Raw genomic sequence first — 16,882 nt, forward strand, 5'->3', positions numbered from 1 at the left:
TTCGGTTCAAACAAGCCGGATGTGTCCGATGTCATTCAATGATTACTTTTGAACCCTATTCGGAAACAAATGATACCGTTGCAGATAACATGACATCGGTGTGTTTTCCGCCTTTTCCGTTACTTTTGCTTTCACTGATTTAACCATTATTTTTAATACGTAAAGACATGATGAAGAATATCATTGAAAAATTCCAAATTTGCCTGGTGCTGTCGGCACTGCTTTTCTCTTCTTTCGTTGCCGCATGTTCCGGCAATGATGATACTGTGACTCCGGAAATAACGATTCCCGCGAACATTCTGACAGATGGAATGACTTTCTCCAAGACCGGAGGAACAAGTACGCTGAACATCAAGTCGAACGTTGCATTGGAAGTTACCAGCAGTGCACCGGAGTGGTGCAAGGTTACTGCCGAAAGTTCTGCTTCGAGTAGCATTTTGAAGTATACCGTTATGGCAGAAGTCAATACGGACACGAGCGACCGTGAAGCCAGGGTAACGGTGAAAGCCGGAGGCAGCGAAGTAGGGAGCTTCACAGTGAAACAGACGGCTGCGGACGGACTAATCATATCCAACTCTACCTCTTTCGACCTGCCAGCTGTGGGAGGAGATGTTTCTGTGGTGGTGGAAACCAATGGTGACGTACAGGCCGTTTCTGATGTTTCTTGGATAAAGGCGGTCAATACCCGTGCCATGGAAGACAAGATTTTCAAGTTTACCGTCTCTTCCAATCCTCTGGGAGCGCGCGAAGGCCATATCACTTTTACTTTGGGTAGCCTGACGGAGACTGTGACCGTAAAGCAGGGTGCGGGCGAAACCGGCAATATGGAAAGCGATGCCAGGACACTTGCCGCCAAGATGTATGCAGGTATCAATATCGGCAACACGCTGGAAGCTTGTGATAACAAGAACAAGATAGCGGGCGAAACGTTATGGGGAAATCCTAAAGTGAGCGAGGCATATATCAAAGGGCTGAAGGCATTGGGATTTAATGCGGTGCGCATCCCTTGCGCGTGGGATTACTACATTGTGAATCCATCGACCTATGAGATAGATGCTGCATGGCTCGACCGGGTGAGCGAAGTGGTGGGCTACTGTGTAGCCAATGATATGTATGCCATTGTCAATATCCATTGGGATGGCGGTTGGCTTGAAGAGAGTATCACCCATGGTTACAGCAGCGAAGTAGATGCCAAGCAGAAAGCTATCTGGACACAGATTGCCAATAAACTGAATGCTTATGACGAACACCTGCTCTTTGCCGGATGTAACGAACCCGGACAGCAAGACCAGGGGAACGTTGGCACATCGGCCATAGATGTCATCTTGAAATACGAACAGACCTTCATTGATGCCGTGCGTGCCACCGGAGGAAATAATGCGAGCCGTTGTCTGATTGTGCAAGGTCCTTATACCAATATTGACAAGACGGTGAATGACTACACGATGCCCAAGGATGAGGTACCCGACCGTCTGATGGTGGAAGTTCACTTCTATGATCCCTATCAGTTCACCATGATGAACCATGACGAAACCTGGAGCAATGTATTCCTTTATTGGGGTAAGGATAATCATGTATCCGGTTCCATTCATAATGCCACCGGTTACGAAGAAGATTATGTGAAGCAGCAATTCCAGAAGATGAAAACGGCCTATGCAGATAAGGGAATTCCTGTGATTGTAGGCGAGTATAGTGCCATGAAGCGGGCAAAAGAAGACAAGATAGAGGGGACTTCTGAACTTGCCTATCCTGATATTGACCAGGAGATGCATAACAAGAGCCGCTCCTATTGGAATGAGGTAGTCACCCGAGAGGCGAAAAACCACGGTTGTGTCCCCTTTTATTGGGAAACCGGCGGTGACATGAACCGTGGTACGGGTACGCCGAAGGAGGCTTATGCCATTGAGGGCATCATGAAGGGAGCCGAAGCCGGCAAATACCCTTATTGATTGAGTGGCGGATAGAGTAAAAGACAGTTTTCAAAAGTATCATACAAATAGTTTTTATAGGTTACAAGGATTGTTGATATAGTTTTTTTTGATTGGTTACGGAGAAGCATGTCCGCGAGGGATATGCTTTTCCTTCTTTAAAAATCCTTGTCTTTCCTTGCTTTTCTGTTCGTTTTTCACTTCATTTGCAATAAAAATAACTTCCCTTAGCTCTGATAGTATGAAAAGACTGCAACTACTGCTCTTGTGGGTTTGGATGGTATGTTTCCCTGCTGTTTCACACGACTACATGTTTAAACATTTGGAAGTGAAAGACGGACTTTCCAATAATCAGGTTAATGCTATTTATAAAGATTCAAACGGATTCATGTGGTTTGGTACAGCTTCGGGGCTGAATCGCTATGATGGTTACAATATTAAGATTTATCGCAGCCAGAAAGATGATGAGAAATCTCTTCCCGATAGTTATGTCGAGGATATACAAGAAGATACGTCCGGTAATTTGTGGATACGTACGGGAGGCGGGTATGCCATTTACAACTCGGCTTCCGATGTTTTTGACCGTAATGTGGAAGCCTGGATGTGGAACATCGGTCTGACCGGAAATCCTTCACTTATCTATATTGATAAGGAAAAGACTTTCTGGATCTATATTAATGGTAAAGGTGTTTACAGCTATAGAGAGGAACAGAAAAATGCCGTAGCAGTAAAGGGGGCGGATGAACTGCTTGCGAAAGCCGAAGTGTCCGACATGAAAGAATGCGGCGAAGGAATCCTGCTGGTTCTGAGTAACGGTATCTTGGTTTGTATAGATGAGGAAAAGCAAAATATCAAGTGGACCAATCCGGACATTGCCGAAGATTGCAGGGAAGTAAAGAATGCTACCTTTGATTTGTTTGTCGACCATAGTGGGCGGGCGTGGATATTCAGTGTGGAGGGGATGTGGATTTATAGCCTTTCTCGGAAGGTTTGGGAACAGCGTTCTCCCCGAACGGACACCTACAATACCGTACGTGCAGTGGCACAGGATAAATACGGATGTATATGGGTAGGCAGGGATCAGGATGGCGTTGAATTGATAGAACCGGCGGGACGGAAAATCCGTCTGGCGAATGAACCTAATAACGGGCGTACTCTGTCCAACAATACAATAACGGCTCTTTATGAAGATGAGGCCGGTACGATGTGGGTGGGAACCTACAAGAAAGGCATCTCTTTCTATAATGAAAGCATTTTCAAGTTCGGTATTGCCGATGTAGGCGACATCAATTGCGTGGAGGACGGAGGCGGTGACATCGTATGGCTGGGAACCAACGACCGCGGGCTGGTGCGCTGGAATAGCGTGACAGATGAACGTATGGTTTTTTCGCATACGGCAGATCCCCACTCTATCTCGAGTGATGTCATAGTCTGCCTTCTTCGGGACAGTAGCGGCAGAGTGTGGGCTGGTACTTTCTGGGGCGGACTGAATTGCTATGATGGGAACCGCTTTATCCATTACCGGTCCCGTAAGGGAGACAGTAACTCGCTGGTCTATGACAATGTATGGGCATTGGCAGAAGATGCGGACAAAAATATCTGGATCGGTACGTTAGGGGGAGGATTGCAATGCCTGAATCCTCAGACGGGGATATTTACCACCTATTCTACAGGTAATTCAAACCTTGTGTCGGACTATATCTCATCCCTCTGCATCAGCTGTGACAATAATCTGGTTATCGGTACTTCGGCAGGGATGGCTTTCATGGACCTGAGGACCGGCGAGATTACAAATTTTGCAGGTACAAAATCGGGTAAGACCAGACTTTCCAACCAAAATATCAATCAAGTTTACGAAGATAGTCGCGGTTTGCTATGGATAGCCACGCGTGAAGGCTTGAATGTATATGACAGCAAACGGGATGAATTGTACGAAGTGCCTATCAAGCCCGGTTTCTCCAAACTATTGATATTAGGTATTACGGAAGATGAAAACAAAAGTATATGGATCAGCACCGGAGGAGAACTGATAAACGTGGTGTTGTCCGTTGACAGCAAGACGGAGCAGCCCGTGTTCCGTTGCTATACCTATAATGACAAGGACGGGTTGCAGAGTTGTGACTTCAACCAGCGTTCCCTCAAACGACTGCATACGGGCGAGATTGTAGTGGGAGGACTGTATGGGCTGAATCGCTTCCAGCCGGGCAACATAAAGTATAACCGTACGTTGCCCAAGGTTATGTTTACCGGTTTCCAGTTGTTCAATGAAGACGTGAAGGTGGGCAAGGAGTATGCAGGACGTGTCATCTTGAAGGAAGCTTTGAATGAAACAGAAGAAGTTGTCTTGGATTATAAGCAGAATGTGTTCACGGTGCTGTTTGCGTCGGACAATTTCGTGCTGCCCGAAAAGACACAGTATTTCTATAAATTGGAAGGATTTAATGAGAACTGGCTGACGAGTATGTCCGATATGCATCGCGTTACCTATACCAATCTGGCTCCGGGGACTTACATCTTAAAAGTGAAGGCTACAAACAGTGACGGATATGCGGGCACTGAAGAGGCTTCGCTCAAGATTGTCATTCTTCCGCCTTTCTGGATGACTCCGTGGGCATATATCGTTTATGCTCTTCTGATAGTAGGAGTTGTTTCCTTTTCACTTTATGCCGTACAACGGAGGGAACGTAATAAGTTCAGAATCCGCCAGATAGAGGAAGATGCGAAGAAGAGGGAGGAGTTGAGCCAGATGAAATTCCGCTTTTTTACGAATGTCAGCCATGAGTTGCGTACGCCGCTTACGCTGATTATATCGCCGATGGAAAGTATGATGAAGGAGATTACGGACGAAAAACTGCATGGCAAGCTGCAACTGATGTACCGCAATGCGCAGCGTTTGTTGAATTTGGTCAACCAGTTGCTCGATTTCCGTAAGAATGAGATGGCAGGATTGCATCTCACTTTGTCCGAGGGGGATATTGTGGCGTATGTGCGTAGCATCTGTGCTTCTTTCCTGATGCTTTCTGAAAAGAAACATGTACATCTGACATTTTTTTCGGCCATGGAATCGCTGAATATGTCATTCGACGAGGATAAAATTGGTAAAGTTGTGATGAATCTTCTATCCAATGCCTTCAAATTTACCCCGGACGGGGGACGTGTGGATGTGGCATTGGAAATGTCGAAAGAGATGTCCGGAAGATTGCTGATAAAGGTATCGGATACCGGTGTTGGCATTAGGGATGAAGACAAGGAGCGAATTTTTGAACGTTTCTATCAGGTGGAGCAGGAAGAACCGGAACACCAGTCAACGGGTAGCGGTATTGGCTTGAGCCTGGTACGCGACTTTGTGACGCTGCATGAGGGCACGGTGCGCGTTGTTGACAATGTGGGGTCCGGTAGTGTGTTCCTGATTGAGCTTCCGGTTAAACATGTGCATGTAAGTCCTTCCAAGCCTGCACCGCTTGCAGAAGAGGTGGAAGAGCATGAGGAACTTTTGCCGGATATGGAAGAGGAACCGCTTCCGGATGATTTGCCGGACGATATGGAGGAGGATAATGAAGATGAAAAAGAGAAGCCGTTGGCCCTGATTGTGGATGATAATGAAGATTTGGTTGCCTTCATGAAAGATAGTCTGAGCTTGTATTTCCGTATACAGTCAGCTTCCAATGGCCGGGAAGCTTGGCAGAAAATACCGGAACTGATGCCGGATATTATTGTCAGCGACGTAATGATGCCCGAGATGGATGGGAATGAATTGTGCCGCTGGGTGAAGACCGATAAACGCACGAGTGACATTCCGATGATATTGCTCACTGCACGGCAGGCTGTGGAAGATAAAGTGGAGGGGTTGACCATCGGTGCGGATGATTATGTGACGAAACCTTTCAATGTGGAAATCCTTATTCTGCGTATGCGCAAGTTGATTGACCTGAGCAAGAAGCGCAAGGCAAAGTCGCTCATTGACCCCGAACCAAGTGAAATAGCCATTACTTCGTTGGATGAAAAGCTGGTGGAAAATGCCATCAAATATGTGGAGGCGAACATCGGTCGGTGTGACTTGTCCGTAGAAGAGTTGAGTCGGGGGTTGGGTATGAGCCGGGTACATCTTTACAAGAAACTCTTGCAGATAACCGGTAAGACACCTATTGAATTTATCCGTGTCATCCGTCTGAAAAGAGCGGCGCAGATGCTGCGCGAGAGTCAGCAAAATGTATCGGAGATAGCGTATCAGTTGGGCTTTAACAACCCCAAGTATTTCAGCAAATATTTCAAGGATGAATTCGGTGTTTTGCCCTCTGTTTATCAGGAAAGAGAGGGTAGATAACAAAAGATACCCCTTACGGAAACATATTGTCTTTTAGGGTAATCAAAAGCGCCCTTTTGTTTCAACATCGGGAGGACTCGTTTTTGAAGTAAACTTTCTATTTTTGCATTGGAGAAAATTCACTTTAAAAACAGTAATATGAAATTGAAAAACACTTCAGTTTATTTGCTTGCCGGATGGATGCTCGCCGCATGTTCCGGAGGCGGATTCCAAAAGACCGAGAACGGTGTTGTTGTGGAAGTCAAGCAGCAGCAACCGACGGATGTGCGTAAAGTAAGATTAGAAGTAATGGGCGAGAAGCTCATTCATGTATCGGCTACTCCTGAGAAGGAATTTTCAAAGGAGCAGAGTCTCATTGTGATCCCTCAACAGAATAAGACCGACTTTAAGGTCGAAGAGCAGGGCGATGAAGTGACTGTCAAGACATCGGAATTATGTGCCATTGTGTCCAAGACAACGGGTGAGGTACGCTTCACGGATGCCGACGGCAAGCAGATTCTGGCTGAAGACTCTGACGGGCGGACCTTTACTCCGGTGGAAGTGGAAGGTACGAAAGGATATACAGTACGTCAGGTATTCCAGTCGGCAGGCAATGATGAGGCTTTCTATGGCTTGGGCCAGCACCAGGCGGATGAGTTCAACTATAAAGGTAAGAATGAGGAACTGTTCCAGTACAATACAAAGGTGTCTGTACCCTTCATCGTGTCTAATAAAAACTACGGTGTGCTTTGGGACAGCTATTCGCTCTGCCGTTTCGGTGACCCGCGTGACTACTCACAACTGGGTGATGTCTTCAAACTTTATGATAAAGAGGGCAAGGAAGGTGCTTTGACCGGTACATATATTCCGGGCAAGAAAGACGTGGAAACCCTTGTACGTCGTGAGGATTCTCTTTATTTTGAACATCTGGACCGTGCCGCACATCTGAGTAAGGTGGTTAATTTGCCTGCGGAGTTCCCGTTCGGAGGGTCCGACGTAGTTTATGAGGGAGAAATAGAACCGGCAGAAAGCGGCTTGTTCCGCTTCATCCTTTACTATGCAGGCTACATGAAAGTATATATTGATAATGAATTGGTGGTTCCCGAACGTTGGCGTACGGCTTGGAATCCTAACAGTTATAAGTTTGCTGTTAATCTGGAAGCGGGCAAGCGCGTTCCGTTGAAGATAGAGTGGAAGCCTGATGCCGGTGTTTCTTACTGCGGTCTGCGGGTATTGAGTCCGGTGGCTGATGAAGAACAGAACAAACTCTCTTGGTGGGGTGAAATGCAGAATGAAATAGACTACTACTTCGTTTATGGTGATGATATGGACGATGTGATTAGCGGCTACCGTACATTGACAGGTAAATCCCAGATTATGCCGAAATGGGCGATGGGTTACTGGCAGAGCCGTGAGAAGTACAATACGCGTGAGGAGGTTCTCTCCACTCTGAAAGAATTCCGCGAACGTCAGATTCCTATCGACAATATCGTAATCGACTGGCTGCACTGGGAGCAGGATTCTTGGGGAAGCCATGAGTTCGACCCCGAACGTTTCCCCGATCCGAAAGGAATGGTCGACTCCATCCATGCCATGAACGGACGTCTGATGATTTCCGTATGGCCCAAGTTCTATGCTACGACCGATCACTTCAAGGAATTTGATGAAAAAGGCTGGATGTACCAGCAGGCTATTAGAGACAGTATCAAAGACTGGGTAGGTCCCGGCTATCTGGGCTCTTTCTATGACGCATACGATGCCGATGCACGCAAGCTCTTCTGGAAGCAGATGCAAGACCATTACTATCCTCTCGGCATCGACGCCTGGTGGATGGATGCCAGCGAACCGAATATACGCGACTGTACGGATTTGCAATACCGCAAGGACCTTTGCGGCCCGACGGCACTCGGCCCCTCTGCCAAGTTCTTCAATGCATACGCACTGATGAATGCTGAAGCTATCTATGACGGACAGCGCGGCGTGGAACCGGACAAGCGCGTCTTCTTGTTGACACGTTCCGGCTTTGCAGGATTGCAACGCTATTCTACTGCCACCTGGAGTGGTGACATCGCTACCCGTTGGGAAGATATGAAAGCGCAAATCTCTGCCGGCTTGAACTTTGCTGTCAGCGGTATCCCTTATTGGACCATGGACATCGGCGGATTCTGTGTAGAGAACCGTTATGTGGCTGGTCAGATGGAATTCAACAAGACCGGACGTGAAAATGCTGATTATAAGGAATGGAGAGAGTTGAATACCCGTTGGTATCAGTTCGGCGCTTTCTGCCCGTTGTTCCGTGCACACGGCCAGTATCCGTACCGTGAGGTTTGGAATATTGCTCCGGCAGGACATCCGTGCTACAACTCCATCGTTTACTATACGAAGCTGCGTTACAACATGATGCCGTATATCTATTCTTTGGCTGGTATGACTTACTTCAATGATTATACCATCATGCGTCCGCTCGTAATGGACTTCACAGCTGATGCAAACGTCAACAATATAGGCGACCAGTTCATGTTCGGTTCTGCCCTGATGGTGGCTCCGGTTTACGAATACGGTGCACGCAGCCGCGAGGTTTATTTCCCGGCAAGCTGCGGTTGGTATGACTTCTACTCCGGCAAGTATGTGGACGGTGGCCAGAAGCTGACAGTAGATGCTCCTTATGAACGTATTCCGCTCTACGTATGCGAAGGTGCTATTGTACCTTATGGTCCGGATATGCAATACAGTGATGAAAAACCGGCTTCAGAAATCACCCTTTATGTTTATACGGGTAAGGACGGCGCATTTACGCTCTATGAGGATGAAGGTGTGAACTATAACTATGAGAAGGGACAATATGCCACTATACCGTTTGCCTATAACGATGCTGAGGGTACACTGGTTATCGGTGACCGTACGGGTGACTTCCCCGGTATGCTGAAGGAACGTACTTTCAATGTAGTGAAGGTAAGTAAAGACCAGCCGCAACCGTTCGATTTAAAGGCTAAAGGTACAACGGTGAAGTATGACGGAAAAGCACAAACCGTAAAATTATAATCAGAATGATAGACGACGGTGCCAGGGAGAGAAATCTTCCCGGTACCGATCTCGTCGTTCCTCGGTGCCAGGTACTTCCCCGCTTCTGAATAGCTGTGAGAGAGGAATAGGCACTCGATAATCTTTTAGATATTTATTACCATGAATAAAATCATATTGTCTTTGGCCATCGGGCTGTCCCTGCTGGTCGGTTGCAATGTTCCTAAAGAGGTAGCTGGCGATGACCGTAGCTTGGATTTTACTGCCGACTGGGCCTTTCGCTTGGGAGACGATACAGCGGCAGCCCGTCCGGATTATAATGACGCAGACTGGCGGAAACTGAACTTGCCCCACGATTGGGCCATTGAAGGAGAATTCAGTAAAGACAATCCTTCGGGAACGGGTGGAGGTGCACTACCTGGTGGTATAGGCTGGTATCGCAAGACTTTTACTGCCGATAAGGCCGATGAGGGCAAACGCTATCGCATAGATTTCGATGGTGCCTATATGAACTCCACCGTTTATATCAATGGCCATGAATTGGGGACACGTCCCTACGGGTACATCTCGTTCAGTTATGACCTGACTCCCTATATCAAGTGGGGAGAGGAGAATGTGTTGGCGGTTCGTGTGGACAACGCCGAACAGCCCAATTCGCGCTGGTATTCCGGTTGCGGCATCTACCGTAATGTATGGCTGACAAAGCTGAATCCGGCTCATGTAGCGCAATGGGGTACCTATGTCACGGCAGAAGATGTGTCGAAGAACAATGCCCGGTTGAAGATACGCACCAAACTGCAGTACGATGCAGAAGCACAGATGGTCGATGTCGTCCTGCAATCCCGGTTAGTGGATGCTGACGGCAATGCGGTGGGTGAGGCTGTGTCGGAAGCGCAGTTGATGCCTCTTACTCCGGCAGAAGTGGAGCAGGAGATACACTTGAAGAATCCCCGTCTTTGGAGTATTGATACGCCCTACATGTATAGGGTAGAAAGTATCCTCAAGGATAAACAGACCGGCGAGGTACTTGACCGTTACTATACTCCTACCGGCATCCGTACTTTCCGCTTCGATGCACAAAAAGGATTTATCTTGAATGGTGAACAAGTGAAAATAAATGGTGTCTGCATGCATCATGACCTGGGTTGTCTGGGAGCTGCGGTGAATACGCGCGCCATCGAGCGCCAGTTGGAGATTCTGAAAGAAATGGGTTGCAACGGCATTCGCTGTTCCCATAACCCTCCTGCACCAGAGCTGCTCGACCTTTGTGACCGTATGGGTTTCATCGTGATGGATGAGACCTTTGATATGTGGCGCAAGAAAAAGACCCGCCACGATTATTCACGCTATTTCAACGAATGGCACGAACGCGATTTGACTGACCTTATCGTGCGTGACCGCAATCATCCTTCCATCTTCATGTGGAGCATCGGCAACGAAGTGCTGGAACAGTGGACGGATGCCAAAGCCGACACCTTGAGTCTGGAAGAGGCCAATCTGGTCTTGAACTTCGGTCACAGTGCGGATATGCTGGCAAAGGACGGAGAAATGTCCGTCAACTCATTGCTGACAAAGAAACTGGCGGATATGGTGAGGGAGCTCGATACCACACGTCCCGTGACGGCGGGTTGCAACGAGCCGAACCCGAACAATCATTTGTTCCGTTCCGGTGCACTCGATATTATCGGCTTCAACTACCATGACGACTGGTTTGCAGGTGTTCCCGAGAACTTCCCCGGTAAGCCGTTCATCGTAACGGAAAGTGTTTCCGGCCTGATGACACGCGGTTACTACCGGATGCCGAGTGATTCGATGTTCATCTGGCCCGAACGTTGGGACAAGCCTTTCTATGATACCTCATTCTCTTGTTCCTCCTACGATAACTGTCATGTTCCTTGGGGCAACCGTCACGAAGGTACCATGCGTCATGTAAAGAACAACGACTTTATCAGCGGACAATACGTCTGGACGGGCTTCGATTATATCGGTGAGCCTACTCCTTACGGTTGGCCGGCACGCAGCTCTTACTTTGGCATTATCGACTTGGCCGGCTTCCCGAAGGATGTCTACTACATGTATCAGTCCGAGTGGCGTCCGGATAAGGCGGTGTTGCATCTTTTCCCGCATTGGAATTGGACGGAGGGACAAGACATCGATTTGTGGGCATATTATAACAATGCCGACGAAGTGGAGCTTTTCGTGAATGGAAAGTCGCAGGGTGTGCGCAGCAAGGGAAAAGACGATTTCCACGTCATGTGGCGCGTGAAGTATGAGCCGGGTACGGTAAAGGCTGTTTCCCGCAAGGAAGGAAAGACTGTGGCCGAGCAGGAAATCCGGACAGCGGGCGAACCTGCGCAGATTCGTCTCAGCCCCGACCGCAGTACCATTCAGGCAGATGGCAAAGACTTGAGTTTCATTACGGTTGAGATTCTGGACAAAGATGGAAATTTGTGTCCGAATGCCGAAAACGATGTGACCTTTGCCGTAGAAGGTGCCGGCTTCATTGCTGGAGTGGATAACGGAAGCCCCATCTCTATGGAGAAGTTCAAGGACAACCACCGCAAGGCTTTCTACGGAAAGTGCCTGGTGGTACTGCAGAACAACGGTGAACCGGGTGGTGTCAAGGTGACGGCTACGGCTGATGGACTGGAGAAGGCGACGACGGCGATTAAAGTTAAATGATAATTTGATGTGCTAATTGGCACATTAGCATATTAACCAATTAAGACATGAAGAATAAATTTTTAGCAACCTTATTTCTTGCATGCTCCATCAGTACCGTGTCTGCACAGACACCGGTCTATATGGACGATGCACAACCTATTGAAGCACGTGTAAAGGATGCTCTCAGCCGGATGACACTGGAAGAGAAGGTAGCCCTTTGCCATGCGCAGAGTAAATTCAGCAGTGCGGGTGTTCCGCGGCTCGGCATTCCCGAGCTTTGGATGAGCGACGGCCCTCACGGTGTCCGTGCCGAAATCAACTGGAATGACTGGGGATATGCCAACTGGACCAATGACAGCATTACCGCTTTCCCGGCTTTGACTTGTCTGGCCGCTACCTGGAATCCGGACATGTCTGCAAAGTATGGCAAGGCCATCGGTGAGGAAGCGCGCTATCGTGAAAAGGATGTGTTGCTGGGCCCCGGCGTCAACATCTACCGTACTCCGATGAACGGTCGTAATTTTGAATATATGGGCGAGGACCCTTATCTGGCCAGTGTGATGTGCGTACCTTACATCCAGGAGTTGCAGAAGAACGGAGTGGCAGCTTGTGTCAAGCACTATGCGCTGAACAACCAGGAACTGTGGCGCGGACATATTGATGTGAATCTTAGCGACCGTGCTTTGCATGAAATCTATCTGCCTGCATTCAAGGCTGCGGTAGAAGAAGGAGGTGCCTGGAGCATTATGGGCGCTTACAATAAGATTCGCGGCCAGCACGCCTGCCATAACGATTTCACACTGAACAAGATTCTGAAAGATGACTGGAAGTTCGACGGCTGTGTCATTACCGACTGGGGCGGTGCCCACGACACCTATGAAGCTGCCGTCAACGGTCTGGATATTGAAATGGGTTCTTACACCAACGGTCTGACGTCCGAGAGTGTATTTACCTATAACGATTATTACCTTGCCAACCCTTACCTCCAGATGTTGAAAGATGGCAAAGTGCCGATGTCTACAATAGATGACAAGGCTTCCCGCATTCTTCGCTTGATATTCCGTACGGCGATGAACCGTCAGAAACCCTATGGTTCGGTAGCTACGGAAGAGCATTATGCCGCTGCCCGCGAGATAGGCAATGAGGGCATTGTGCTGTTGAAGAATGCTCCGGTGATAAAGAAAGGTGCCCCGTTGCTGCCGATTGATGCAGCCAAGTATCAGAATATCCTGGTGGTGGGCGATAATGCCGTACGCTTGCTGAATCAGGGAGGAGGCTCTTCCGAACTGAAAGTGAAGGATATGGTATCTCCGCTGGATGGCTTGCGTGCCGTTTATGGTGATAAGGTAGCCTATGCGAAAGGCTATGCCGCCGGTCGTCCGATGTACGGCCGTGCAGATGAAATTCCGCAGAATGTGGTAGACTCACTCCGTGCAGAAGCCGTGGAAATGGCGAAAAAGGCAGACTTGGTGGTACTGGTAGGCGGATTGAACAAGAACCACTTCCAGGATTGTGAAGGCGGCGATCGTCTGGAATACGGCTTGCCTTTCGGGCAGGATGAACTGATTGAAGCTTTGCTGGGAGTAAACAAGAACCTGGTTCTGGTGCTTCTCAGTGGTAATGCGGTGGAAATGCCGTGGGTATCCCAGGTTCCTGCCATTGTGCAAGGCTGGTATTTAGGCTCCATGGGCGGCAAGTCTCTGGCTGACATCCTGAGTGGTGCGGTGAATCCGAGCGGCAAGTTGCCCTTCTCTTTCCCTGCCCGGTTGAAGGATTGCGGTGCACATGCTTTCGATGAACTGAGTTATCCGGGTGACAGCATCAAGCAGGAGTACAAGGAAGACATTCTGGTGGGTTATCGTTGGCATGACACCAAGAAGATTCCGGCGCTCTTCCCCTTCGGTCATGGCTTGAGCTATACTACCTTTACATATGGCAAGCCGGTGGCTTCTGCCAAGGTCATGGCTGCCGACGGTACGCTGACGCTGACGGTTGCCGTGAAGAATACGGGTAGCGTGGCCGGAAAAGAGATTGTACAGCTTTATATAGGCGATGATAAATGCAGTGTGCTTCGTCCTGTAAAGGAGTTGAAGCATTTTGCAAAGGTCGCTTTGGCGCCGGGAGAGGAGAAGAACGTGACTTTCACCCTTACTCCGGATGATTTGAAGTTCTACGATGAGGCTTCCGCAGCCTGGAAGTACGAACCGGGCAAGTTCAAGGCATACGTTTGCGCTTCGTCTGCCGACGTCCGTGGTGTAGTTCCGTTCGAAATGCAATAATCTTATAATCAGTGCGTAACCACTGCAAAATCAGTGCAACTATTTTGCAGTGGTACTGCATACCTTTTGCAGCGCTACTGCAATTGCTTTGCAGCGTCACTGCAAAAGGTATGCAGCAATGCTGCAAAGTGTATGCAGTAATGCTGCAAAATGTATGCGGTAAGTTTGTAGCCTGAAATCAGAATCAAAAAACAATATGAAGACACTTGCCACTCTATTTCTGCTTGCAGCCTCGTTGCTGCTTCGTGCAGCCGATGCGCCTGCCGACAGTTGTAATCATCAGCTATACTATACATCGCCCGCCGCTATCTGGGAGGAGACTCTTCCTTTGGGTAACGGACGCTTGGGCATGATGCCCGACGGAGGCATTCTCCGTGAGCACATTGTGCTGAATGAAATTTCATTATGGAGCGGAATGGAGGCGGATTATAGCAATCCGGATGCCTCGAAGAGTCTGCCTGCCATCCGGCAACTGCTGTTTGAGGGAAAGAACCGCGAAGCACAGGAGCTGATGTACAGCAGTTTCGTTCCGAAGAAGCAGGAGACTGACGGGAGATATGGAACCTATCAGGTATTGGGTGATTTGGATATAGATTTTACCTACAATTCTTCATTATCCATTCTCAATTCTCCATTAAACAACTATCGCCGTTGGCTCAACTTACGCGATGCGGTGGCATACACGGCTTTTAGGCTGGAAGATGTCGATTACCGCCGTGAGTATTTTGTTTCCCGTGACCGTGATGTCATGCTGATTCATCTGGTTGCCGGACATGAAGGGACTCTGAACTTCTCTGCCCGTTTGAGCCGTGCAGAACATAGCCTGGTGACTGTCCAAGGGAACACCCTTTTGATGGACGGCATGTTGGAAAGCGGTAAACCCGGTTTGGACGGTATGAAATACCGTGTGGCGATGCAACTCGTGCAGAACGGTGGTGAATCATCTGTCAGCCCGGAAAATGGTATCTGCTTGAAGAACGGGCAGGAAGCCTGGCTGATACTTTCTGCCGCTACCTCCTATGCCGCTGCCGGTACCGACTTCCCGGGCGAACGCTATGCGGAAGTCTGCGACAGCTTGCTCCGTCCTTTCACCGCCCCCGCTAATTCTCCATGTGCCATTCTCCATTCTTCATTATCCAACCATGTCACCGCTCACCGTTCCCTCTACGACCGTGTTTCCTTGACGCTTCCTGCCACGCCGGATGATACGCTCCCGACGAACGAGCGCATCCTCCGCTTCACACAGCAGGAGTCGCCGGCATTGGCTGCTCTGTACTATAACTACGGACGCTATCTGCTCATCAGCAGTACCCGTCCCGGCAGCTTGCCGCCCAATCTGCAAGGACTCTGGGCAAATGGAGTATCGACTCCCTGGAACGGGGACTATCATACGAACATCAATATCCAGATGAACCACTGGCCCTTGGAGCAAGCCGGCCTCTCCGAACTCTATCAGCCGCTGACGACGCTGATGGAGCGCCTTATCCCTTCGGGAGAGGCAAGTGCGCGTACCTTCTATGGCGATGAGGCAGATGGCTGGGTGCTCCACATGATGACCAACGTATGGAATTATACCGCTCCCGGCGAACACCCCTCCTGGGGAGCTACCAATACCGGTGGCGCTTGGTTGTGTGCCCATTTGTGGGAACACTATCTGTATACGCAGGACAAGGATTATCTGCGCCGTATCTATCCAGTCTTGAAAGGTGCCGCCCGGTTCTTTAGTTCCACTACCGTGCAGGAGCCTTCGCATGGCTGGCTGGTAACTGCCCCCACTTCTTCTCCGGAAAACAGCTTCTATGTGCCGGGTGACAGCGTGACTCCCGTCAGTATTTGTATGGGTCCCACTATGGATGTGCAACTGCTCACTGAGCTTTATACTAATGTCATCGCCGCCGCTCGCCTGCTGGATTGTGATGCGGATTATGTGGCGAAGCTTGAGGTGGACCTGAAGAGATTCCCACCCATGCAAATCAGTAAGGAAGGATACTTGCAGGAATGGCTGGAAGATTATAAGGAAGTGGATGTGCACCACCGCCACGTTTCCCATCTCTACGGCCTGCATCCGGGAAACCTGATTTCGCCGGAGTCCACCCCCGAGCTTGCCGAAGCCTGCCGGATGACCTTGAACCGTCGTGGAGATGAGGGTACTGGTTGGAGCCGTGCTTGGAAGATAAACTTCTGGGCTCGTTTGGGTGACGGAAACCGTGCTTGGAAACTCTTCAAGAGTTTGCTGCATCCTGCTGTTGATGCTGCGACGGGAGGTCATGGTAGCGGCACTTTTCCTAATTTGTTCTGTTCGCATCCGCCTTTCCAGATTGATGGCAACTACGGTGGCGCGGCGGGAGTCGGCGAAATGCTGTTGCAAAGTCATGAGGGCTTTATCCATCTGCTTCCTGCCCTGCCGGATAGCTGGACTGCCGGCAACTTCCGTGGAATGCGCGTACGCGGCGGTGCTTCCATAGACCTGGACTGGAAGGATGGACGGGCAACGAGGGCTGTTGTTACCGCTCTTGTTCCGGGTAAATTCATCCTAAAGATGCCCACAGGCGCCGTCCGTGCCCAAGTGAAGATAGGAGGACGTACGCATACTTACAAAGAACCGGCATTTCCGTTGGATTTGAACAAGGGAGAGGCGGTGACCATACATTTCTTATAGGAACGTTCCCCTCCGACAAAATTATCAA

At 49.3% G+C, this 16,882-nt stretch carries 6 protein-coding genes; all 6 read left to right on the forward strand.

Translation table 11 applies throughout. The annotated features are described in order from the left end of the window. Nucleotides 1–167 precede the first annotated feature (167 nt). The 6 genes from NQ510_RS06085 (at nt 168) to NQ510_RS06110 (ending at nt 16,854) form a co-directional block, all read left to right on the forward strand. Complete coding sequence (locus NQ510_RS06085; protein WP_005824418.1) at nt 168–1,949, forward strand: cellulase family glycosylhydrolase; 1,782 nt, start codon at nt 168–170, stop codon at nt 1,947–1,949. Between the two features lie 220 nt (nt 1,950–2,169). Next, entirely contained in the window at nt 2,170–6,252 is a 4,083-nt protein-coding gene (locus NQ510_RS06090; protein ID WP_005824420.1) for a hybrid sensor histidine kinase/response regulator transcription factor, read from the forward strand. Nucleotides 6,253–6,390: 138 nt separating this feature from the next. Further along, nucleotides 6,391–9,273 carry a TIM-barrel domain-containing protein gene (locus NQ510_RS06095; protein WP_005824422.1) on the forward strand — a complete coding sequence of 961 codons (2,883 nt, stop codon included), beginning with the start codon at nt 6,391–6,393 and terminating at the stop codon, nt 9,271–9,273. A gap of 141 nt (nt 9,274–9,414) precedes the next feature. Then, a complete protein-coding gene (locus NQ510_RS06100) occupies nt 9,415–11,934 on the forward strand; it encodes a glycoside hydrolase family 2 TIM barrel-domain containing protein (RefSeq protein ID WP_005824424.1) in 2,520 nt (839 codons plus the stop codon). Between the two features lie 47 nt (nt 11,935–11,981). Continuing rightward, nucleotides 11,982–14,195: a glycoside hydrolase family 3 C-terminal domain-containing protein gene (locus NQ510_RS06105; RefSeq protein WP_005824426.1), complete on the forward strand. Its 2,214-nt coding sequence runs from the start codon at nt 11,982–11,984 to the stop codon at nt 14,193–14,195. A gap of 196 nt (nt 14,196–14,391) precedes the next feature. Then, on the forward strand, nt 14,392–16,854 hold the full coding sequence (locus NQ510_RS06110; RefSeq protein ID WP_005824428.1) for a glycoside hydrolase family 95 protein: 2,463 nt from the start codon (nt 14,392–14,394) through the stop codon (nt 16,852–16,854). Nucleotides 16,855–16,882: the final 28 nt, after the last annotated feature.

It is taken from the genome of Bacteroides uniformis (assembly GCF_025147485.1).
Taxonomy (GTDB): Bacteria; Bacteroidota; Bacteroidia; order Bacteroidales; family Bacteroidaceae; genus Bacteroides; species Bacteroides uniformis.

Bases quoted from the DNA above. Each gene is read 5' to 3' on its own strand.
- NQ510_RS06100 (WP_005824424.1), top strand. From the start codon at position 9,415: ATGAATAAAATCATATTGTCTTTGGCCATCGGGCTGTCCCTGCTGGTC.
- NQ510_RS06105 (WP_005824426.1), top strand. From the start codon at position 11,982: ATGAAGAATAAATTTTTAGCAACCTTATTTCTTGCATGCTCCATCAGT.
- NQ510_RS06085 (WP_005824418.1), top strand. From the start codon at position 168: ATGATGAAGAATATCATTGAAAAATTCCAAATTTGCCTGGTGCTGTCG.
- NQ510_RS06090 (WP_005824420.1), top strand. From the start codon at position 2,170: ATGAAAAGACTGCAACTACTGCTCTTGTGGGTTTGGATGGTATGTTTC.
- NQ510_RS06095 (WP_005824422.1), top strand. From the start codon at position 6,391: ATGAAATTGAAAAACACTTCAGTTTATTTGCTTGCCGGATGGATGCTC.
- NQ510_RS06110 (WP_005824428.1), top strand. From the start codon at position 14,392: ATGAAGACACTTGCCACTCTATTTCTGCTTGCAGCCTCGTTGCTGCTT.